15 protein-coding genes are annotated in these 17,569 nt (G+C 71.4%); 13 read left to right on the top strand and 2 right to left on the bottom strand.

Features of this window, described 5'->3' with window-relative positions:
• Window positions 1-151: 151 nt before the first annotated feature.
• The 4 genes from glp (at window position 152) to BH708_RS18275 (ending at window position 3,927) form a co-directional block, all read left to right on the top strand.
• On the top strand, window positions 152-1,435 hold the full coding sequence (gene glp / locus BH708_RS18260; protein WP_076810385.1) for a gephyrin-like molybdotransferase Glp: 1,284 nt from the start codon (window positions 152-154) through the stop codon (window positions 1,433-1,435).
• Window positions 1,432-1,947 (top strand): cyclic pyranopterin monophosphate synthase MoaC, encoded by a 516-nt coding sequence (gene moaC, locus BH708_RS18265; RefSeq protein ID WP_076810386.1) that lies wholly within the window; start codon window positions 1,432-1,434, stop codon window positions 1,945-1,947. The genes glp and moaC overlap by 4 nt, the downstream gene beginning before the upstream one ends.
• A complete protein-coding gene (locus BH708_RS20565; RefSeq protein WP_172805780.1) occupies window positions 1,944-3,005 on the top strand; it encodes a molybdenum cofactor biosynthesis protein MoaE in 1,062 nt (353 codons plus the stop codon). Before moaC ends, BH708_RS20565 begins: the two co-directional genes overlap by 4 nt.
• Before the next feature lie 67 nt (window positions 3,006-3,072).
• Complete coding sequence (locus BH708_RS18275; protein WP_076810387.1) at window positions 3,073-3,927, top strand: metallophosphoesterase; 855 nt, start codon at window positions 3,073-3,075, stop codon at window positions 3,925-3,927.
• A gap of 115 nt (window positions 3,928-4,042) precedes the next feature.
• Here the strand turns inward: BH708_RS18275 and BH708_RS19935 are convergent, their stop codons facing one another.
• Complete coding sequence (locus BH708_RS19935; RefSeq protein ID WP_157236050.1) at window positions 4,043-4,210, bottom strand: hypothetical protein; 168 nt, start codon at window positions 4,208-4,210, stop codon at window positions 4,043-4,045.
• A gap of 563 nt (window positions 4,211-4,773) precedes the next feature.
• On the opposite strand from BH708_RS19935, the gene groES reads away from it, so the two are divergent.
• From groES to BH708_RS18305, 6 genes are all read left to right on the top strand, one after another.
• The gene (gene groES, locus BH708_RS18280) at window positions 4,774-5,070 is read left to right on the top strand and encodes a co-chaperone GroES (RefSeq protein ID WP_076810388.1); all 297 of its coding nucleotides are present in this window, start codon (window positions 4,774-4,776) and stop codon (window positions 5,068-5,070) included.
• 4 nt (window positions 5,071-5,074) lie between these two features.
• The gene (groL, locus tag BH708_RS18285) at window positions 5,075-6,658 is read left to right on the top strand and encodes a chaperonin GroEL (protein ID WP_076810389.1); all 1,584 of its coding nucleotides are present in this window, start codon (window positions 5,075-5,077) and stop codon (window positions 6,656-6,658) included.
• 577 nt (window positions 6,659-7,235) lie between these two features.
• On the top strand, window positions 7,236-9,410 hold the full coding sequence (gene betT, locus BH708_RS18290) for a choline BCCT transporter BetT (protein ID WP_076811598.1): 2,175 nt from the start codon (window positions 7,236-7,238) through the stop codon (window positions 9,408-9,410).
• Window positions 9,411-9,569: 159 nt separating this feature from the next.
• Window positions 9,570-10,271 (top strand): hypothetical protein, encoded by a 702-nt coding sequence (locus BH708_RS18295; RefSeq protein WP_253705400.1) that lies wholly within the window; start codon window positions 9,570-9,572, stop codon window positions 10,269-10,271.
• Window positions 10,268-11,239, top strand: a complete 972-nt coding sequence (locus BH708_RS18300) for a pseudouridine synthase (RefSeq protein ID WP_253705401.1) — start codon at window positions 10,268-10,270, stop codon at window positions 11,237-11,239. The genes BH708_RS18295 and BH708_RS18300 overlap by 4 nt, the downstream gene beginning before the upstream one ends.
• A gap of 29 nt (window positions 11,240-11,268) precedes the next feature.
• On the top strand, window positions 11,269-12,051 hold the full coding sequence (locus BH708_RS18305; protein WP_076810392.1) for a hypothetical protein: 783 nt from the start codon (window positions 11,269-11,271) through the stop codon (window positions 12,049-12,051).
• Between the two features lie 73 nt (window positions 12,052-12,124).
• Here the strand turns inward: BH708_RS18305 and BH708_RS18310 are convergent, their stop codons facing one another.
• Complete coding sequence (locus BH708_RS18310; RefSeq protein ID WP_076810393.1) at window positions 12,125-13,771, bottom strand: inorganic phosphate transporter; 1,647 nt, start codon at window positions 13,769-13,771, stop codon at window positions 12,125-12,127.
• A 298-nt stretch (window positions 13,772-14,069) separates the two neighbouring features.
• On the opposite strand from BH708_RS18310, the gene guaB reads away from it, so the two are divergent.
• The 3 genes from guaB to BH708_RS18325 are packed head-to-tail and all read left to right on the top strand — an operon-like array spanning window position 14,070 to window position 17,493.
• Window positions 14,070-15,569, top strand: coding sequence for an IMP dehydrogenase (gene guaB / locus BH708_RS18315; RefSeq protein WP_076811600.1), 1,500 nt, complete (start codon window positions 14,070-14,072; stop codon window positions 15,567-15,569).
• Window positions 15,570-15,617: 48 nt separating this feature from the next.
• A complete protein-coding gene (locus BH708_RS18320; protein WP_076810394.1) occupies window positions 15,618-16,334 on the top strand; it encodes an exonuclease domain-containing protein in 717 nt (238 codons plus the stop codon).
• A gap of 49 nt (window positions 16,335-16,383) precedes the next feature.
• The gene (locus tag BH708_RS18325) at window positions 16,384-17,493 is read left to right on the top strand and encodes a GuaB3 family IMP dehydrogenase-related protein (protein ID WP_076810395.1); all 1,110 of its coding nucleotides are present in this window, start codon (window positions 16,384-16,386) and stop codon (window positions 17,491-17,493) included.
• The last annotated feature ends 76 nt before the right edge of the window (window positions 17,494-17,569 follow it).

The raw sequence follows: 17,569 nt of genomic DNA on the forward strand, positions 1-17,569 counted from the left end.
GCGCTCCGCGCCGTGCTCCCCGTCGTGCGCGGCGCGGCCCCGTGCGCGCCATACTGGGGAGGAGCCGCTCGAGGGCGGCCAGAACCGGTGCCACCGCCTCCGGGACGACGGGCGACCGGTGCGACCTCCGGGACGACAGGAGACTCTCACGATGACTGCTTCCGAGCGCATCCCCCTGGCCGACCACGTGGTCGACGCCTCCGCACTCCTCGCGCCGGTGCGGCGACGCGAGGCCGTGCGACTCGACGGTGCGCTCACGGGCCGGGTGGCGGCGGTCGAGGTCCGTGCCCGCGTCGACGTGCCCGGGCACGACAACTCCCAGATGGACGGTTATGTGCTCGCGAGCGCCGACACCTCGTCGTGGGGAGCAGGGGGCTCCGACGGGGTCGCGATGACGTTCCCGCTGGGGTCGACGATCGCCGCCGGGGATCCCCCGGACGAGCTGTCGGCCGGGACGGCTCGACCGATCATGACCGGGGCCCCGATCCCCCACGGCGCCGACGTCGTGATCCCTGTCGAGGAGAGCGCCGCAGGACGGTTCGAGGCAGAGGGAACGGGGGAGGAGAGCCCGGGGACCGTGACGCTCACCCCGCGGTCCGCCGAGGCCGGCCGCTTCGTGCGCCGTCGCGGCTCGGACACCCACCGCGGGGACACCATCCTGCGCGCGGGACAGGTGCTGACCCCGGCGCGCCTCGCCCACCTCGCCGCCTGCGGGGTGGCAGACGTGGAGGTCGAGGACCGGCTACGTGTGATCGTGCTGTCCACCGGCAGCGAGGTCGCCGCCGGCGGCGCCGAGCCCCCGGCCGGCGGCGTGTTCGACGCCAACGGTCCGGGGCTGGCCGCCGCCCTCACCGAGGCCGGGGCCCAGGTGGTGCATCGAGGCACGGTGCCCGACGACGCGGGGGCACTGGCCGCACAGCTGCGCGAGCAGGTCCTCACCCACGACGCGGACCTGATCGTCACCAGCGGCGGCGTCAGCGCCGGCGCCTTCGAGGTGGTGCGCCACGCGGCCTCCGACGACGGCGTGACCATGGCCTTCCCGACCGTGGCGATGCAGCCCGGCGGGCCGCAGGGCATCGGCACCCTGGACCTGCCCGAGCGCCGGGTGCCGTGGCTGGCCTTCCCCGGCAATCCCGTCTCCGCCCTGCTGAGCTGCGAACTCATCGCCCGGCCCGCCCTCGGGTCGCCGCCGCGCACCCGGCTGCGCCTGCCCCTGCGGCTCGAGACCCCCGAGTCCTCTCCGTCGGCGCTGGAGCAGTACCGTCGGGCAAGGGTGCTGCCCTCCGGGGCCGTGCGCCTGGTGGGAGGGGCTTCCTCGCACCTGATCGGCGGTCTCGCCGCCGCCGACGCCCTGGTCATCGTCCCCGTCGGCATCGACACCATCGATGACGGGGACGCCCTGGACACACTGCTCATCCCCGGAGGAGACCGATGAACGACCTCTCCCACGTCCGCTCCGACGGCTCCGCCCACATGGTCGACGTGACCGCCAAGGCCGCCACCGCGAGGGAGGCGTCCGCCCGTGCCGTGCTGCGCACCCGGACCGACGTCGTCGACCGCATCGCCGGCGGCGACCTGCCCAAGGGGGAGGCGCTCGCGACCGCCCGCATCGCCGGGATCATGGGCGCCAAGCGCACCAGCGAACTCATTCCGCTGTGCCACCCGCTGCCGCTCAGCGGCATCGAGCTCGACCTCCTCCCTCGCGAGGACCGCGTCGAGATCACCGCCCGGGTCCGGACGACCGGCGTCACGGGCGTGGAGATGGAGGCGCTCACGGCTGCCTCCGTCGCGGCGCTGACCGTGTACGACATGATCAAGGCCGTCGACCACCTCGCCACCATCGAGCAGATGCAGGTCCTGGCCAAGTCCGGGGGCAAGAGCGGAGACTGGCGCCGTCAGGACGAGGGCGACCCGTCCCGCGAGGAGGGAGAGGAGGGAAGAGCATGAAGGAGATGCCCGCCCGGCGCAGCGATGAGGACTGCGTCCAGCGCGAGGACCCGCAGCAGCCTCCGCCGCTGTGCGGCAGCGCGCGGATCATCATCGCCTCGACCCGTGCCGCCGACGGCACCTACGAGGACCGCACCGGGCCTCTGCTGGAGACCTGGCTCCGCGGCCGCGGCCTCGATCCCGTCGACAAGCAGGTCGTGGCCGACGGGCCGGAGGTCGGCGCCGCGGTCCGGGAGGCGATCGAGGTCGGCACGGACCTCGTGATCACCTCCGGCGGCACCGGGATCAGCCCCACGGACGCCACACCCGAACAGGTGGCCCCGGTGATCGACCGGGAGATGCCCGGCGTGCTCGAGGCCGTGCGCCGCCGCGGCGGCGAGACCGCCCCGACCGCGCTGCTCAGCCGCGGCATCGCCGGGATGGCCGGAGAGAGCTTCGTGGCCACCCTGCCCGGCTCGCGCGGCGGGGTGCGCGACGGGATCGCCGTGCTCGACCCGGTCCTCGACCATCTGCTCGAGCAGCGTGACGGGTCCGGGCACGAGGTCGACGCGGGTCCGACTCGCGGTCCGACGCCCTTCGCCGGCGACACCGCGCAGCTGCGCATCGCCGAGGACCCCCCGATGGGCGGCGACGAGGCACGCGTGCGCCGGGCCGAGGTGTGTGAGGGCGAGATCTCCGTGGCGCAGATGGTCGAGGCCGTCACTGATCGGCGCTGCGGCGCGATCGTCACCTTCGACGGGGTGGTCCGCGATCACGACGGCGGCCGCGGCGTCGTCCGCCTCGAATACACCGCGCATCCCGGCGCCGCAGCGGTGATGCGCGAGGTGGCCCGGGAGGTCGCCGAGCGCTACCCCGACACCCTGGTGGCGCTCGCCCACCGCCACGGAGCGCTGGAGATCGGGGACAGCGCCCTGACCTGCGCCGTTGCCGCCCCGCATCGCAAGCAGGCCTTCGTCGCCTGCGACGATCTCGTCGACACGGTCAAGCAGCGTCTGCCGATCTGGAAGCATCAGACGTTCGACGACGGGGAGGCCGAGTGGGTAGGAGCTCTGGGGTAGGCAGATCCGGGCCGCGCGGGCACCGTCGCGTCACCGCCGCGACACCTGCGGTCGATACGGTGCCTCCATGCGCATCCTCCACCTCAGCGACACCCATCTCTACGGCGACCCCGCGGCGAGGCACTATGACCGCATCGACACCACCGCAGCCCTGCGCGGACTCCTCGCCCGCTGCCAGGACGTCCCGGACCTCGACGCGATCATCCACACCGGGGACGCCTCCGAGGACGGCTCCGCGGCCAGCTACCGCCTGCTGCACGAGATCCTCGAGCCCTTCGCCGCCGCGAAGGACGCCCGGCTCGTCGTGGCGATGGGAAACCACGACGACTCCGCCGTCTACGGGGAGACCATCGCCCTCGGTGACCGCGGCACCACCGTCCAGGACCGCGTGGTCCCCCTGCCGGACGGGTGGCGGGTCGTCGTGCTCGATACGAGCGTTCCCGGCGCCGGGTACGGGCATCTGGACCCGGAGCAGCTCCTCTGGCTGCGCGAGGTCCTCGCCGAGCCGTCCGCGTCCGGCTCCGTCCTGGCCCTCCACCATCCGCCGCTGGCCGCCGCCACCCCGCTGCTGGGGGCCCTCGAGCTCGACGGGCTCGACGAGCTCGCCGCCGTGCTCGAGGGCTCCGATGTGCAGGTGGTGCTCTCGGGCCATTACCACCACGAGATGACGGGACAGATCGCCGGCGTCCCGGTCCACGTCGTCCCCGGGGTCACGAACGTCGTCGATCCCGTGACGGCGGGGGAGCGGGAGCAGTCCCTGGCGCTGTCGGGCATCTCGCTGGTGGAGCTCGGCGCAGGGGCGCCGCGGGTGATCACGTCCGTGCTTCCCCATGCCGGGGACACCCTCGGGGACCAGGACGTCCCGGTCTACGACGTCGGGCCGGAGCAGGTCGCGGCGATCGTGCAGGCCGCGGGGCGCTGACACGCTGCGGGGCGCGCTGACGCCGCGTCGTCGGTCGTGAGCACGGCCCGACATGAGCGAGCCCCCGTCGAGAGATCTCGCGGGGGCTCCGGGCGATGGTGCCGGGCAGGCTCGATCAGCGGACGAAGCCGATGGGTCCCTGGATGCGACGAGCCTTCAGCATCGCGGTGTTCTCGGCGCCGAGGCGCGCGCGACGGGTCGCCTGCGCTCGTTCGATGTCGTGGCTCTGCCGGCGGTCCGAGAATCGGCCCAGAGCGGAATGGAGGGTGCGGAAGATGGCCATGTGTCGGTCCCCTTCGGTTCGGTCGGGCGTGGACGCGCGGGCCCTGGATCGCAGGTGCTCCGGCGCGGCGGGCACCACCAGTTCTATCGCGACGCGCAGGCCGGCGAAGCCTGCGGGGCTGATCTGGTTGCCAGACTCACAATAAGTATGTGACCTGCTGCGCAGAACGTGCGTCCGACGAGCGTCCCCTGATGGCTTCGTGGGGTCGGGGGCTCGGGTGGGATCGCTGCACAGCGTTGGCCGATCGGCTCCGGGGTGACCTCGGTGGAGGTGCCGCCGTCGGGGCAGTGGCGTCGATCCGGGGTCGGAACCGGGTGACGGATGGTGCGGGACGTGCTGTGTTCCTGGGGCGGTGGCACCGCTGAGAGGCCACGGGTTTAGCACTCACCTTGCACGAGTGCCAGAGCGGTCCTAGAGTTGTCCTCGTTGGCAGTCGACGGCCGAGAGTGCCAGAAGCTGCCGCGGAGGGATCCTCCTCGATCGGCACCGCGACGACGATCGGGACCGGGATCCCTGGACCCCGAACTCACACAGAGTCATCTCTTCATGAAGGAGTGAGCCGCATGTCGGTCTCCATCAAGCCCCTCGAGGATCGCGTCGTCGTCAAGCCGCTCGAGGCCGAGCAGACCACGGCCTCCGGCCTGGTCATCCCGGACACCGCGAAGGAGAAGCCCCAGGAGGGCGAGGTCGTCGCCGTCGGCGCCGGCCGCTTCGACGACAAGGGCGATCGCATCCCCATGGACGTCAAGCTCGGCGACAAGGTCGTCTTCTCCAAGTACGGCGGCACCGAGCTGAAGTACGGCAACGAGGACTACCTCGTCCTGGGCGCCCGCGACATCCTCGCGATCATCGAGGCCTGAGCACATGGCCAAGGAGATCATCTACGACGAGGATGCACGCCGCGCGCTCGAGCGCGGTGTCGACAAGCTCGCGAACACCGTCAAGGTGACGCTGGGCCCGAAGGGCCGCAACGTCGTCCTCGACAAGAAGTGGGGCGCCCCCACCATCACCAACGACGGCGTGACCATCGCCCGTGAGGTCGAGCTCGAGGATCCCTACGAGGACCTCGGTGCCCAGCTCACGAAGGAGGTCGCGACCAAGACCAACGACGTGGCCGGCGACGGCACCACCACCGCCACCATCCTCGCCCAGGCCCTCGTCCACGAAGGCCTGCGCAACGTCACCTCCGGTGCTGCTCCGGCGGCGCTGAAGCGCGGCATCGAGCAGGCCGTCCAGGCTCTGTCCGAGAAGCTCGGCCAGATCGCCCATCCGGTCGACGGCAAGGAGCAGATCGCCTCCGTGGCGTCCGTCTCCAGCCAGGACCGCGAGATCGGCGAGCTGCTCGCCGAGGCGTTCGACAAGGTCGGCAAGGACGGCGTCATCACCGTGGAGGAGTCCTCCACCACGGCGATGGAGCTGGACTTCACCGAGGGCATGCAGTTCGACAAGGGCTACATCTCCCCGCACTTCGTCACCGACGCGGACCGTCAGGAGGTCGTGCTCGAGGACGCCCAGGTGCTGCTGCACCAGGGCAAGATCTCGGCCGTGGCCGACATCCTGCCGCTGCTGGAGAAGGTCGTCGAGGGCGGCAAGCCGCTGTTCGTGATCGCCGAGGACATCGACGGCGAGGCACTGTCCACGCTGGTCGTCAACAAGATCCGCGGCGCCTTCAAGGGCGCGGCCGTGAAGGCTCCCGCGTTCGGCGATCGCCGCAAGGCGATGCTGCAGGACATCGCGGTGCTCACCGGTGCCCAGGTCGTCACCGCGGACCTCGGCCTGGATCTGAAGACCGTCGGTCCCGAGGTGCTCGGCCATGCCGGGCGCGTCGTCGCCACCAAGGACTCCACCACCATCGTGGGCGGCGCCGGTGACGATCAGGCCGTGGCAGATCGCGTCGCGCAGATCCGTGGCGAGATCGAGAACACCGAGTCCGACTGGGATCGTGAGAAGCTCCAGGAGCGCCTCGCGAAGCTGGCCGGCGGCGTGTCCGTGATCAAGGTCGGGGCTCACACCGAGGTGGAGCTCAAGGAGAAGAAGATGCGCATCGAGGACGCGGTCTCCGCGACTCGTGCGGCCATCGAGGAGGGCATCGTGGCCGGTGGCGGCAGCGCCATCGTCCAGGCGTCCTCCGTGCTCGACGGCGACCTCGGTCTGACCGGTGACGAGGCCGTGGGCGTGCGCGCCGTGGCCAGGGCGGTCGTCGAGCCGCTGCGCTGGATCGCCGAGAACGCCGGCGACGAGGGCTACGTGGTCGTCGAGAAGGTCAAGCAGTCCCCGGTCGGCACCGGCCTGGACGCCGCGACCGGCGAGTACGTCGACCTCGCCGCGGCCGGCATCATCGATCCGGTCAAGGTCACCCGGTCCGCGCTGCGCAACGCGGCGTCGATCGCCGGGATGGTCCTGACCACCGAGACCCTCGTGATCGAGAAGAAGGATGACGAGGACTGATCATCTGATCACCGAGTGATCCGCTCCCGAGCCGACCGTTGAGGTCGCTCAGGATCACCTCGCACCTGTGATGCCCCGCCGGGTCCGCCCGGCGGGGCATCACTGCGTCCGGAGGCATCGGGCACCAGGCAGGGGCTCCGCGCTCGAGCGAGCGGTGTGGTGCTCGGGGCGAGAACGCTCGAGACGGAAGAGGCCGACGGCCGCACGGCAAGGCTCGGGAAGTGATTGACCCTCCAGGCCACAGCGTCGTGATCCTTGTCAGGGTGCTCCCTGCTGGTTTTGCGTCGGCTGTGACCCTGCGGTGATGGAGCCGGGTACCGGTGGGACGACGACGCCTCTCACATCACCCGGATCCTTTCAGGCCGCCCTTCGGGCCCGAGGTCGTGTGCGCTCATCCGGTATCCCCCGAGCTGTCGACCCGAATCGGAGGAATTGCGTGAGAGAGCACCGCACGTCGCACTCGTCCCAGGAGCATCCGAGCACGGAGGAGACCCTCCCTGCCCGCGGTGGCAGCGAGCGCGAGGCCGGTGAACGCGAGGCCGGTGAACGCGAGGCCGGCGAGCGCGAGGCCGCCGAGATCGCTCGGGGGAAGCTCGGCGCGCAGACGCGCCGGGATGAGCGCGAGGAGCGGGAATCCCGACGATCCCCGGTCAGCCGGGAGGATCTCCAGAAGGGGCCCGCCGAGGTGGGCGGCGCCCGAGGGCCGCGCGTGAACTGGGTCGTGTTCCTGACCTCCTCCGCGATCATCCTGGCCTTCTCGCTGTGGACGATCCTGGCCCCGGACACCGCGGCCAGCACGATGCTGGAGGTCGTCACCTGGATCGCCGAGGACCTCGGCTGGTTCTACGTCCTCACCGTGACCATCGTGATCCTCTTCGTGCTCTGGGTGGCGTTCTCCGTCGGGGGCAGGGTGCGCCTGGGGCCGGACCACGCCCGCCCCGAGTACAAGTTCATGACCTGGTTGGCGATGCTGTTCGCGGCCGGCGTCGGCATCGACATGCTGTTCTACTCGGTCACCGGGCCGATCTCGCACTACCTGACCCCGCCGGACGCGGCCCCGGAGTCCGCCGCGGCGCTGCAGGACTCCGTGGTGTGGACGATGTTCCACTACGGCGTGGCCGGCTGGTCGATGTACGCGCTGCTCGGCATGGCGATGGGCTACTTCGCCTACCGCTGGGGGATGCCGCTGTCCATCCGCGCGGCCCTGTACCCGCTGCTGGGCAAGCGCGTGCGGGGCACCATGGGCGATGTCATCGACATCTTCGCCCTGGTGGGCACCGTGTTCGGGGTCGCCACGTCGATGGGCATCGGGGTGGTGCTGCTCAACGTCGGCTTCTCCTGGCTGTTCGGCCTGCCGCAGGGTCTGGGCCTGCAGATCGCCCTGGTCCTCGTCGCGGTTGTGATGACCGTCGCCGCCTGCACCTCGGGGGTCGACAAGGGCATCCGACTGATCTCGGAGCTGAACCTCTACAGCGCCGGGGCGATGCTGGCGTACATCGTGATCACCGGGCATTCCTCCTTCCTGCTCAACGCCATCGTCGAGAACATCGGCCGTTTCGTGGCGACGCTGCCCGAGCGCACCCTGGCGACCATGGCCTACGAGCCGGGCGGCGCCGACTGGATGGCCGGCGCCACCCTCTTCTTCTGGGCGTTCTGGCTCGCCTGGGGGCCTTTCGTCGGCATGTTCCTGGCGCGCATCTCCCGCGGCCGCACCCTGCGCGAGTTCGTGCTCGCCGCAATCACCGCCCCGGTGCTGTGCGATCTGCTGGTGGTCACCGTGTTCGGCAACAGCGCCCTGGCCGTCGTCCTCGAGGACACCCCGGCCGGCCGCGCCTTCGCCCAGCTCGCGATCGACAGCCCCGAGCAGGGCTGGTACGCGCTGCTGGAGATGTTCCCCGGGGCGCCGTTCCTCATCGGCCTGGCCACGCTCTCCGGACTGCTGTTCTACCTGACCAGTGCAAACTCCGGTGCGCTGGTGATGAGCAACTTCTCCTCGACGATCCCGGACCCCGGCCAGGACGGGCCGAAGTGGCTGCGCATCTTCTGGGCGTTGCTGACGGCCCTGCTGACCATCGCCATGCTCACCGCCGGCGGCGTGACCACGATGGAGTACGCGACGTTGATCTTCGGTCTGCCGGTCACGGTCGTCGCATACCTGGTGATGGCGAGCTTCTCCAAGGCGCTGCGGATGGAGCGTGCGGAGCAGGAGGGACGCGTGCTGCGTCGGGCCGACGTCGCCGCCCACGGCGGATTCGCCCCGGAGAAGTCGTGGCGCCAGCGCCTGGCGAACCTGCGCTCCTATCCGTCCACACGCGCCGTCGCGCAGTTCTCGCAGGAGACCGTCGCCCCGGCCCTCGAGGACGTCTCCCGCGAGTTCGTCGAGCAGGGCTACCCGGCGGAGACGATGTCGGTCACCGACGAAGGGACCAGCATCTCGATCAACACGCTGATCATCCACATGGGCGCCGAGCGGGACTTCATGTACCGCGTCGCCCCGGTCGAGACGCCGGTGCCGACCTTCGGCGCGAGGGTCGCCCAGGAACGCACGACGTACCAGCGCCTGGACGTGTTCACCCAGACCGGGGCGGAGGGGTACGACGTGAGCGGGCTGACCCGTCAGCAGATCATCGACGACGTCCTGGACCGCTACGAGAACCACATCCAGTACCTCAGCTACGCCGCGGAGGTGGGCGGAGCCAGCGTGCTCACCCCGAGCACTCTCGGCAACGTCCCCCTCGGCATCTCCGACTGAGCCCGACGGTGTCAGCGGCGATGCGGACGGCGGTGCGGGCGGCACAGATCTTCCCGGATGCACGACACGGGGACCGACCTGCGGCGAAGCCGTCCGGGTTGTCCTCACCGCGGCTTAGGATGGGCAGGTCCCTGAGTGCCGATGGTCGGAGGAGCAGTGGTGATCAGCAGCCCCGATACCATGCGGTCCCCGGATCATGACGACCGGCCCACCCGGACCTTCGGCCCGCCGGCCGGAGTCGTGCTCGGCACCCTGGCGGCGGGCGTGGTGTTCGTCGTGGTGCTCGAGTTCCTGGTGATCATCAGCTTCGTCGGCCAGCGCCTGTGGAAGCACCCGGCCCTGCTGCACGATGCCGTGTTCACCGCGCCGTTCCTGCTCTGGGTGCTCGTGGCCGTGGTCTCCTCCCTCGTGTGCCTGCGGGTCCTGACCGCGTGGCTGCAGATCGACGAGCACGGGTTCGAGCTGCGCAGCCTCGCCCGGCGCACCCGCAAGGCCGGGTGGGACGAGGTGGGTCGGGTGATCGCCGTGCGGGACATCGACCGCGGCGCGACGCCCGCGGAGATGCTGGACGCCCCGGCGACCGCGTACGACGGCGTCTACCTGCTGGATCCCGGCGGGCATCGGATGCTCGCGGTCTCCAGCCGCTTCTTCGGGCCGCGCGCGCAGGACATGACGCTGCATCGTGCTCGGGAGGCCGGCGTGCGGATCGACCACATCGACGCGATCACCACGGCCGATCTGCGCGCCCAGGCACCGCAGGCGCTGAGCTTCGTGGACCGCCACGCCAATCTGCTGCTGCTCCTGCTGGCGGCGTTCTACGTCTTCCACAACGTGCTGACCTTCGCCGTGTGGGGGCTGTGAGCACGTCGGGGGCGAGGCCGGGCCGCGCCGCCCGGCGTCGGGCTCGGCGGCGCCCCGCCCCGCTGCCGCAGCGGGAGGGGCTGGACCCGGTGCGCTGGGCAGTGCCGCCCGCAGCGGCGACGGCCGGCGCCCTCGCCGCGCTGCGGGAGCGGTTCCCCGCGCTCGCCGACCCTGCCGCGATCCCGCTGCGCGAGCGCTTCGCCCGCGGGGAGATCGTCGACGCCGAGGGCCGCCCATGGACGGCCGACGAGCCCGTCGGCCCCGGCCACGAGCTGTGGTTCCATCGGGAGCTGCGCCCCGAGCACGTGCCCGAGGTCGACCTGGACGTCCTCCATCGCGACGAGCACCTGCTGGTGCTCGACAAGCCCCACGACATGGCGACCATGCCGCGCGGGGCGCACGTGCTGGCCAGCGCGCTGGTCCGTCTCCGCCGCAGCACCGGCATCGAGACCCTGGTCCCGCTGCACCGCCTGGACCGTCGCACCGCGGGGGTGCTCGCCTTCGGCATCCGTCCCGAGGAACGGTCCGCCTACCAGCAGCTCTTCGCCCGGGGGGAGGTCGAGAAGGAGTACGAGGCCCGTGTGCGACCCGGGGCAGGGGCGCGCATCCCCACGACGGTGGGGGAGCGAGTCGTGCTGCGCGACCGCCTGGGCAGGCACCACGGACAGCTGACCGCGCAGGTCCTGGCAGGGGAGCCGAACGCGGTGACGACCCTCGAGGTCATCACGGTGGAGGAGGACGGCATCTTGGTGCTGAGGCTGCGACCCCGCACCGGGCGCACCCATCAGCTGCGCCTCCAGCTCTCCTCCCGGGGCGTCCCGATCCTCGGCGAGGACCTCTACCCGCAGCCCGTCGAGTGTCCGCCGATGCCGCTCCAGCTGCTCGCCCGCTCCTTGGCCCTCACCGATCCCGTCACCGGGGCGGAGCACCGATTCCTCAGCACCCGGGCGCTGGGCGGCCCGCGATGAGCGCCGGCGCCGGCCCGTACTCTGGATCGGTGACCGCCCCGCAGCCCCCCGATGCCCCCGCCCCGGAGCCTGCGCCGCGGCGCAGGCGGGACGGCGCCGTGATCATCGGGCCGACGATCCCCGCCCGGTACCGGCCGGGCGCGCTGATCGGGCTGCCGCTGGTGTCCGTTCTGCTGTCCCCGTTCGCCGGGGCGGGCCTGCAGCAGTGGCGTGCCGCCCGGCTCCGGGACGGCCACGACACCCTGCTCGAGCAGCTGCTGGCGCCGGCGGCGATGCAGCTGCTGGTCGGGGCCCTGCTGCTGTGGGCGCTGTTCGCGCTGTGGGCGGTCGTGCCGTTGCTGATGACCCACCGGGTGGTGCTCCTCGACGAGTCCGCTGAGACGCTCGAGCTGCGCAAAGGAGTGCGCAGCGCGGACCGGGCACGCCTGGCGGACGTCGACCACGCGGTGGGGGAGCCGGACCGGGGGAGCATGGCGCTGGTCGGGCTGCGTGGGCGTGACAGGGACGGGGCGCAGACGCTGCGGCAGTGGGTGGTTCCGGAGGTCGGCTGGGACGCGGCCTCCTTCGACGGCCTGCGGGTGCTGCAGGCCGCGGCCGGGCTGCGCCCCGCTCCGCCGCGGCGCGAGCTGGTGGCCGAGAACCGGCGCCGCCGGATCGCCCGCAGCAATCATGAGCTCGCGGACCGGCTCGGCATGCCCTGGCGGCCCGAGTACGAGTACGACGAGGCGGCCTTCCGCGCCGAGTTCGACCGGATCCGCCGCGTGCTCGGAGGACAGGAGCCGCCGCAGGACGGGGACCCCGAGGGCTGGTGACCCCCGGGGCGGAGACGTTCTGCGGGCGGCGGCCGTCCGCGGGCAGTGGGCGTCTGGCGCTGGGCCGTCGGGATCAGAAGGCGGCGCGCAGCACCAGCACCACGACGGCCCCGATGCTCGCGGCCGCCGGCAGCGTGATGATCCAGGCGAGGAAGATCGGCCGCATGAGCTTCCAGTTCGCGGCGCGGTTGACGATCCCGACTCCGAGCACGGCGCCGATCAGGATGTGGGTGGAGGAGACCGGCAGCCCCAGCACGGACGCCAGCAGCACGACACCCGCGGCCGCGAGCTCCGCCGCGAAGCCCGAGGACGGATGCATCGAGGTCAACCCGGTGCCGACGGTCGCGATGACCCGTCGGCCGACGAACCAGAGCCCGGAGACCAGGGCGATGCCGAAGGCCGCGAGCACCGCGGTGGGCACGGCGGCCTCCTCGGAGATCTGCCCGGTGCTGAGCACGTCCAGCACGGCCGCGAAGGGGCCGACGGCGTTGGCGATGTCGTTGGCGCCATGGCTGAAGGCGAAGGCCGAGGCGGTGAACACCTGCATCCAGCTGAACATGATGAAGGTGGCGCGGGAGATCGACTGCTTCTTCAGGGCACGGGCGAACACGGTCACCGCCATCCACACGCCCATCGCGACCATGATCAGCAGCAGCACTCCGCCGCCGATCGAGACGTCCAGCCCCACGTTCTTCAGCCCCTTGAACACGAGCATCCCCGCGATCACGACGGCGGCACCCGCGGCCAGCGGCGGGACCCGCTTCTCGAGCGCGTGGTAGGCGGCCTTGCGCTCGATCTTGCGAGCGGCCTTGCGCTCCTTCTTCGTCAGCGTCGAGGCGTGCTCTGCGAGCTCGGCACCAGGACTGCCGGGACTGAGGTCCAGGGCCGCGGACTCGGCGAAGGCGCTCTGCTGGAGCTCGGTCACGCGCTCGTACCCGGGCACGTGACGGCCGTCCTCGTCCTCCTCGCCGTCCTCGTCGTCGTCGTCATCATCGTCCTCGGCGTCGTCGAAGCCCCGGGAGCCCAGGGCGATCGCGCGCGCCGCCGGGGCGAGGATGCGGCGCTTGATCGCGCCGAAGAGCAGGAAGGCGGCGACACCGCCGAGCAGCGGCGAGAGGATCCAGGAGATCGCGATCATGCCGATCTCGCTCCACTGCACCATCTCCAGGCCGCCGGTCCCGGTGACGATACCGGTGGTGACGGCGGCGCCGACGATGCCGCCGATGATCGCGTGCGTGGTCGAGACCGGCCAGCCCATCTTGGTGGCCAGCAGCAGCCAGACGGCCGCTCCGAGCAGGGCGGACATCATGATGTAGGCGAAGGAGTGCGGATCCATGTGCATGCCGTCGATGTCGACGATGCCGCTGCGGACCGTTTCGGTGACGGAGCTGCCGGCGAGGACGGCCCCGGAGACCTCGAAGACGGCGGCGACCAGGAGCGCCTGCTTCATGGTCAAGGTCCCGGCCCCGACGCTGGTCCCGAAGGAGTTGGCGACGTCGTTGCCACCGATGTTGAAGGCCATGAACAGGCCGAAGGCGATCGCGAGGATCAGCAGGAAGGCGTTCACCTCGCCGCCGGAGTGGGAGAACGACCAGATGGTGAAGGCGACCACGGTCGCCGCCGTCATCAGGCCGGCACCGAGGTGCCAGTTCCGGTCCGGGCCGAGGAAACCAGGGGTCACCGGGACGTCGGAATGCTGCTGGACAGGCGTGGGGGACATTGTCGAGCTCCCGGGATGCGGAGGATCGGGGACGGTGAGCCGTGGTCGGACCGTCGCAGGGGCCGACGCCACTGTAGGCCACCGTGCGTTCACCACGAATCAATACGTCCACCTCGCGCCGGAGGACATCGGTGGGACCTGCACCGCCGAGTGCGGACGTGATCCACGCCTCGGCGATCTCAGCTCCAGGGGTGATGCCCCGCACGCTCGACATCTGTGCAGGTCGTGTCGATATGGCGGGCCGACGGTGTGATGAGCAGGACTGCACGTGCGCCGCGCGCGCCGCTACCATCGGTGCATGACGAGCGCGGATCCCTTCGGTTTCATCGGACTCACCTACGACGACGTGCTGCTGCTGCCCGGGGAGACGGATGTGATCCCCTCGGAGGCGGACACCTCCAGCCGGCTCACGCGGGAGATCAGCCTGAAGGTGCCGCTCGCGAGCGCCGCCATGGACACGGTCACCGAATCCCGGATGGCCATCGCCATGGCCCGCCACGGCGGCATCGGCATCCTGCACCGCAACCTCTCCATCGAGGACCAGGCCCATCAGGTCGACCTCGTCAAGCGCACCCAGACCGGTCGCATCACCAATCCCGTCACCATCGGGCCCGACGCCACCCTCGAGGACTTCGACGCCGTCTGCGGTCAGTACCGTGTCTCCGGGCTGCCGGTCGTCGATCCCTCGGGGCTCCTGCTGGGCATCTGCACCAACCGCGATCTGCGCTTCATCCCCGTCGCCGAGTGGGCGGGGACCCGGATCGCCGACGTCATGACCACCGAGCTGTTCACCGCCCCCGACGACGTCACCAGTGAGCAGGCCACGGCGCAGCTGCGCCGCAACAAGCGCGAGCGCCTCCCGCTCGTCGACGCCGACGGCCGCCTCACCGGGCTCATCACCGTCAAGGACTTCGTGAAGTCCGAGCAGTTCCCCGACGCCTCCAAGGATCGCCAAGGGCGCCTGCTGGTCGGGGCCGGCGTCGGCTTCTTCGGCGACTCCCTCGAGCGGGCCGCGGCCCTGCGCGAGGCCGGGGTCGACGTGCTCGTCGTGGACACCGCCAACGGGCACGCCCGCCTGGCGCTGGAGATGATCCGGACCATCAAGAACGACCCGCACTTCGCCGGCGTCCAGGTGATCGGCGGCAACGTCGCCACCCGCGCCGGCGCGCAGGCCCTGGTCGACGCCGGGGCCGACGCCGTCAAGGTCGGCGTCGGGCCGGGCTCCATCTGCACCACGCGCGTGGTCGCCGGCGTGGGCGTCCCGCAGGTCACCGCGATCCACGAGGCCTCCAAGGCCTGTGGCCCGGCCGGGGTCCCGCTGATCGGCGACGGCGGTCTGCAGCACTCCGGCGACATCGCCAAGGCCCTGGTCGCCGGGGCCGACACCGTCATGGTCGGGTCCCTGCTGGCCGGCACCGAGGAGTCCCCGGGCGAGGTGGTGCTCGTCGGCGGTAAGCAGTTCAAGGCCTACCGCGGCATGGGCTCCCTCGGCGCGATGGCCTCGCGCGGCAAGGAGTCCTTCTCCAAGGACCGCTACTTCCAGGCCGACGTCGACTCCGACGACAAGATCGTCCCCGAGGGGATCGAGGGCCGCGTCTCCTACAAGGGGCAGCTCGGCTCCGTGATCCACCAGCTCGTCGGCGGTCTGCACCAGTCGATGTTCTACGTCGGGGCGGACACCGTGCCGGAGCTCAAGGAGCGGGGGAACTTCGTGCGCATCACCGCGGCCGGACTCAAGGAGTCCCACCCCCATGACATGGCCGCGATCATGGAGGCCCCGAACTACTCCTCGCACTGAGGTCGCTCGCGCGGGCCGGGTGTCGGCCCGCCCCGATACGCTGAGTCCATGACCATCAGCACCGCTTCCTGGATCGACGCCCCGCTGCTCGGCTTCGACACCGAGACCACCGGCACGAACGTGGCCACCGACCGGATCGTGACCGTCGCCCTCGTGCACTCCGTCGGCCCGGGCCGGGAGAACGAGACCGTCGCGACCTGGCTGATCGACCCCGAGATCGACATTCCCGAACCGGCCCAGCGGGTCCACGGCATCAGCACGGAGCATGCGCGGGTGCACGGCATGAAGGCGGCCGAGGCGCTCGAGGAGGTCGTCACCATGATCGCCGACGCCCTGAACCAGGACGTCCCGCTGGTCGCCTTCAACGGCAGCTTCGACCTCGCCATCCTCGAGAACGAACTGACCCGGCTGGGCCTGCCCACGCTCGCCGCGCGCCTCGGTCATGACATCGCGCCCGTGATCGACCCGCTGGTGGTCGACCGCGGGGTGGACCGCTACCGCAAGGGCAAGCGCACCCTCACCGATCTCATCGCCCATTACGGCTGCGAGCAGGACGGCCGGCTGCACACGGCCGACGTGGACGTCTCGGCCACGTTGGACGTGCTGCGCGCCCTCGTGCTGGCCCACCCGAAGCTCGGCGGTTCGGCCCTGCCGGACCTGCATCGCGAGCAGATCGCCTGGCACCGCGCCTGGGCGGAGAACTTCAACCAGTTCCTCCAGAAGAAGGGCAGGACCCCGGACGTCAGCACCACCTGGCCGCTGTGACCCGAGGCCGGGCCGCTCCGCGCCGGGCCGACGGTAGACTCCCCGTGTGATGAGCGAGATCGAGATCGGCCGGAACAAGCGCGGACGCCGCAGCTACGCCTTCGACGACGTGGCGGTGGTCCCGTCCCGGCGCACGCGGGACCCCGAGGACGTCTCGACCGCCTGGCAGGTGGACGCCTACCACTTCGACATCCCGATCTTCGCCGCCCCCATGGACTCCCTGATGTCCCCGGAGACGGCGATCCAGCTCGGAGAGCTCGGGGGTCTCGGGGTGCTCGACCTCGAGGGCCTCTGGACCCGTTACGAGGACCCCACCGCCCAGTTCGACCGGGTCGCCGACGCCGCCGACGATCAGGTCGTCGACGTCATGCGCGAGATCTACGCCGAACCGATCAAGCCCGAGCTGATCCGCGACCGCATCCAGCAGCTGCGCGACGCCGGGGTCACCGCCGCGGGGTCGCTGTCCCCGCAGCGCACCCAGGAGCACTGGCGGACGGTCGTCGACGCGGGCGTGGACCTGTTCTTCATCCGCGGCACCACCGTCTCCGCCGAACACGTCTCGACCGGCCGGGAGCCGCTGAACCTCAAGAGATTCATCTACGAGCTCGACGTCCCCGTCATCGTCGGCGGCTGCGCGACCTACACCGCGGCCCTCCACCTCATGCGCACCGGCGCCGCCGGCGTGCTGGTCGGCTTCGGCGGCGGCGCCTCCCAGACCACCGAGGAGACCCTCGGCATCTCGGTGCCGCTGGCGAGCGCGGTGGCCGATGTCGCGGCCGCCCGGCGCGACTACATGGACGAGTCCGGTGGCCGCTACGTGCACGTCATCGCCGACGGCGGGCTCGGCCGCTCCGGCGATCTCGTCAAGGCCATCGCCTGCGGCGCCGACGGGCTGATGGTCGGTGCGGCGCTCGCCCGCGCCGACGAGGCGCCCGGCCGAGGCCACCACTGGGGCAGCGAGGCGCACCACCCGACCCTCACCCGCGGCCACCGCGTGGACGTGACCACGGCGGCGCCGCTGGAGCAGATCCTGTTCGGTCCCTCCCTCGGGGCCGACGGCACCACCAACCTGGTCGGGGCCCTGCGCCACGCCATGGCCACCACCGGGTACACGGACCTCAAGGAGTTCCAGCGCATCGAGGTCGTGACGACCGTCTGACGACCGGGCCCGAGGCGCGACCACGGCCCGGGGGAGGCCGGCCACGCTCCGCGTGAACGGCCCCGCCGGGATCGCC

Origin of the sequence: Brachybacterium sp. P6-10-X1 (assembly GCF_001969445.1) — a bacterium.
Taxonomy (GTDB): domain Bacteria; phylum Actinomycetota; class Actinomycetes; order Actinomycetales; family Dermabacteraceae; genus Brachybacterium.

Coding starts and splice junctions, on each gene's coding strand:
- glp (WP_076810385.1), top strand. CDS start 152: ATGACTGCTTCCGAGCGCATCCCCCTGGCCGACCACGTGGTCGACGCC.
- moaC (WP_076810386.1), top strand. CDS start 1,432: ATGAACGACCTCTCCCACGTCCGCTCCGACGGCTCCGCCCACATGGTC.
- BH708_RS20565 (WP_172805780.1), top strand. CDS start 1,944: ATGAAGGAGATGCCCGCCCGGCGCAGCGATGAGGACTGCGTCCAGCGC.
- BH708_RS18275 (WP_076810387.1), top strand. CDS start 3,073: ATGCGCATCCTCCACCTCAGCGACACCCATCTCTACGGCGACCCCGCG.
- BH708_RS19935 (WP_157236050.1), bottom strand. CDS start 4,210: ATGGCCATCTTCCGCACCCTCCATTCCGCTCTGGGCCGATTCTCGGAC.
- groES (WP_076810388.1), top strand. CDS start 4,774: ATGTCGGTCTCCATCAAGCCCCTCGAGGATCGCGTCGTCGTCAAGCCG.
- groL (WP_076810389.1), top strand. CDS start 5,075: ATGGCCAAGGAGATCATCTACGACGAGGATGCACGCCGCGCGCTCGAG.
- BH708_RS18310 (WP_076810393.1), bottom strand. CDS start 13,771: ATGTCCCCCACGCCTGTCCAGCAGCATTCCGACGTCCCGGTGACCCCT.
- guaB (WP_076811600.1), top strand. CDS start 14,070: ATGACGAGCGCGGATCCCTTCGGTTTCATCGGACTCACCTACGACGAC.
- BH708_RS18320 (WP_076810394.1), top strand. CDS start 15,618: ATGACCATCAGCACCGCTTCCTGGATCGACGCCCCGCTGCTCGGCTTC.
- BH708_RS18325 (WP_076810395.1), top strand. CDS start 16,384: ATGAGCGAGATCGAGATCGGCCGGAACAAGCGCGGACGCCGCAGCTAC.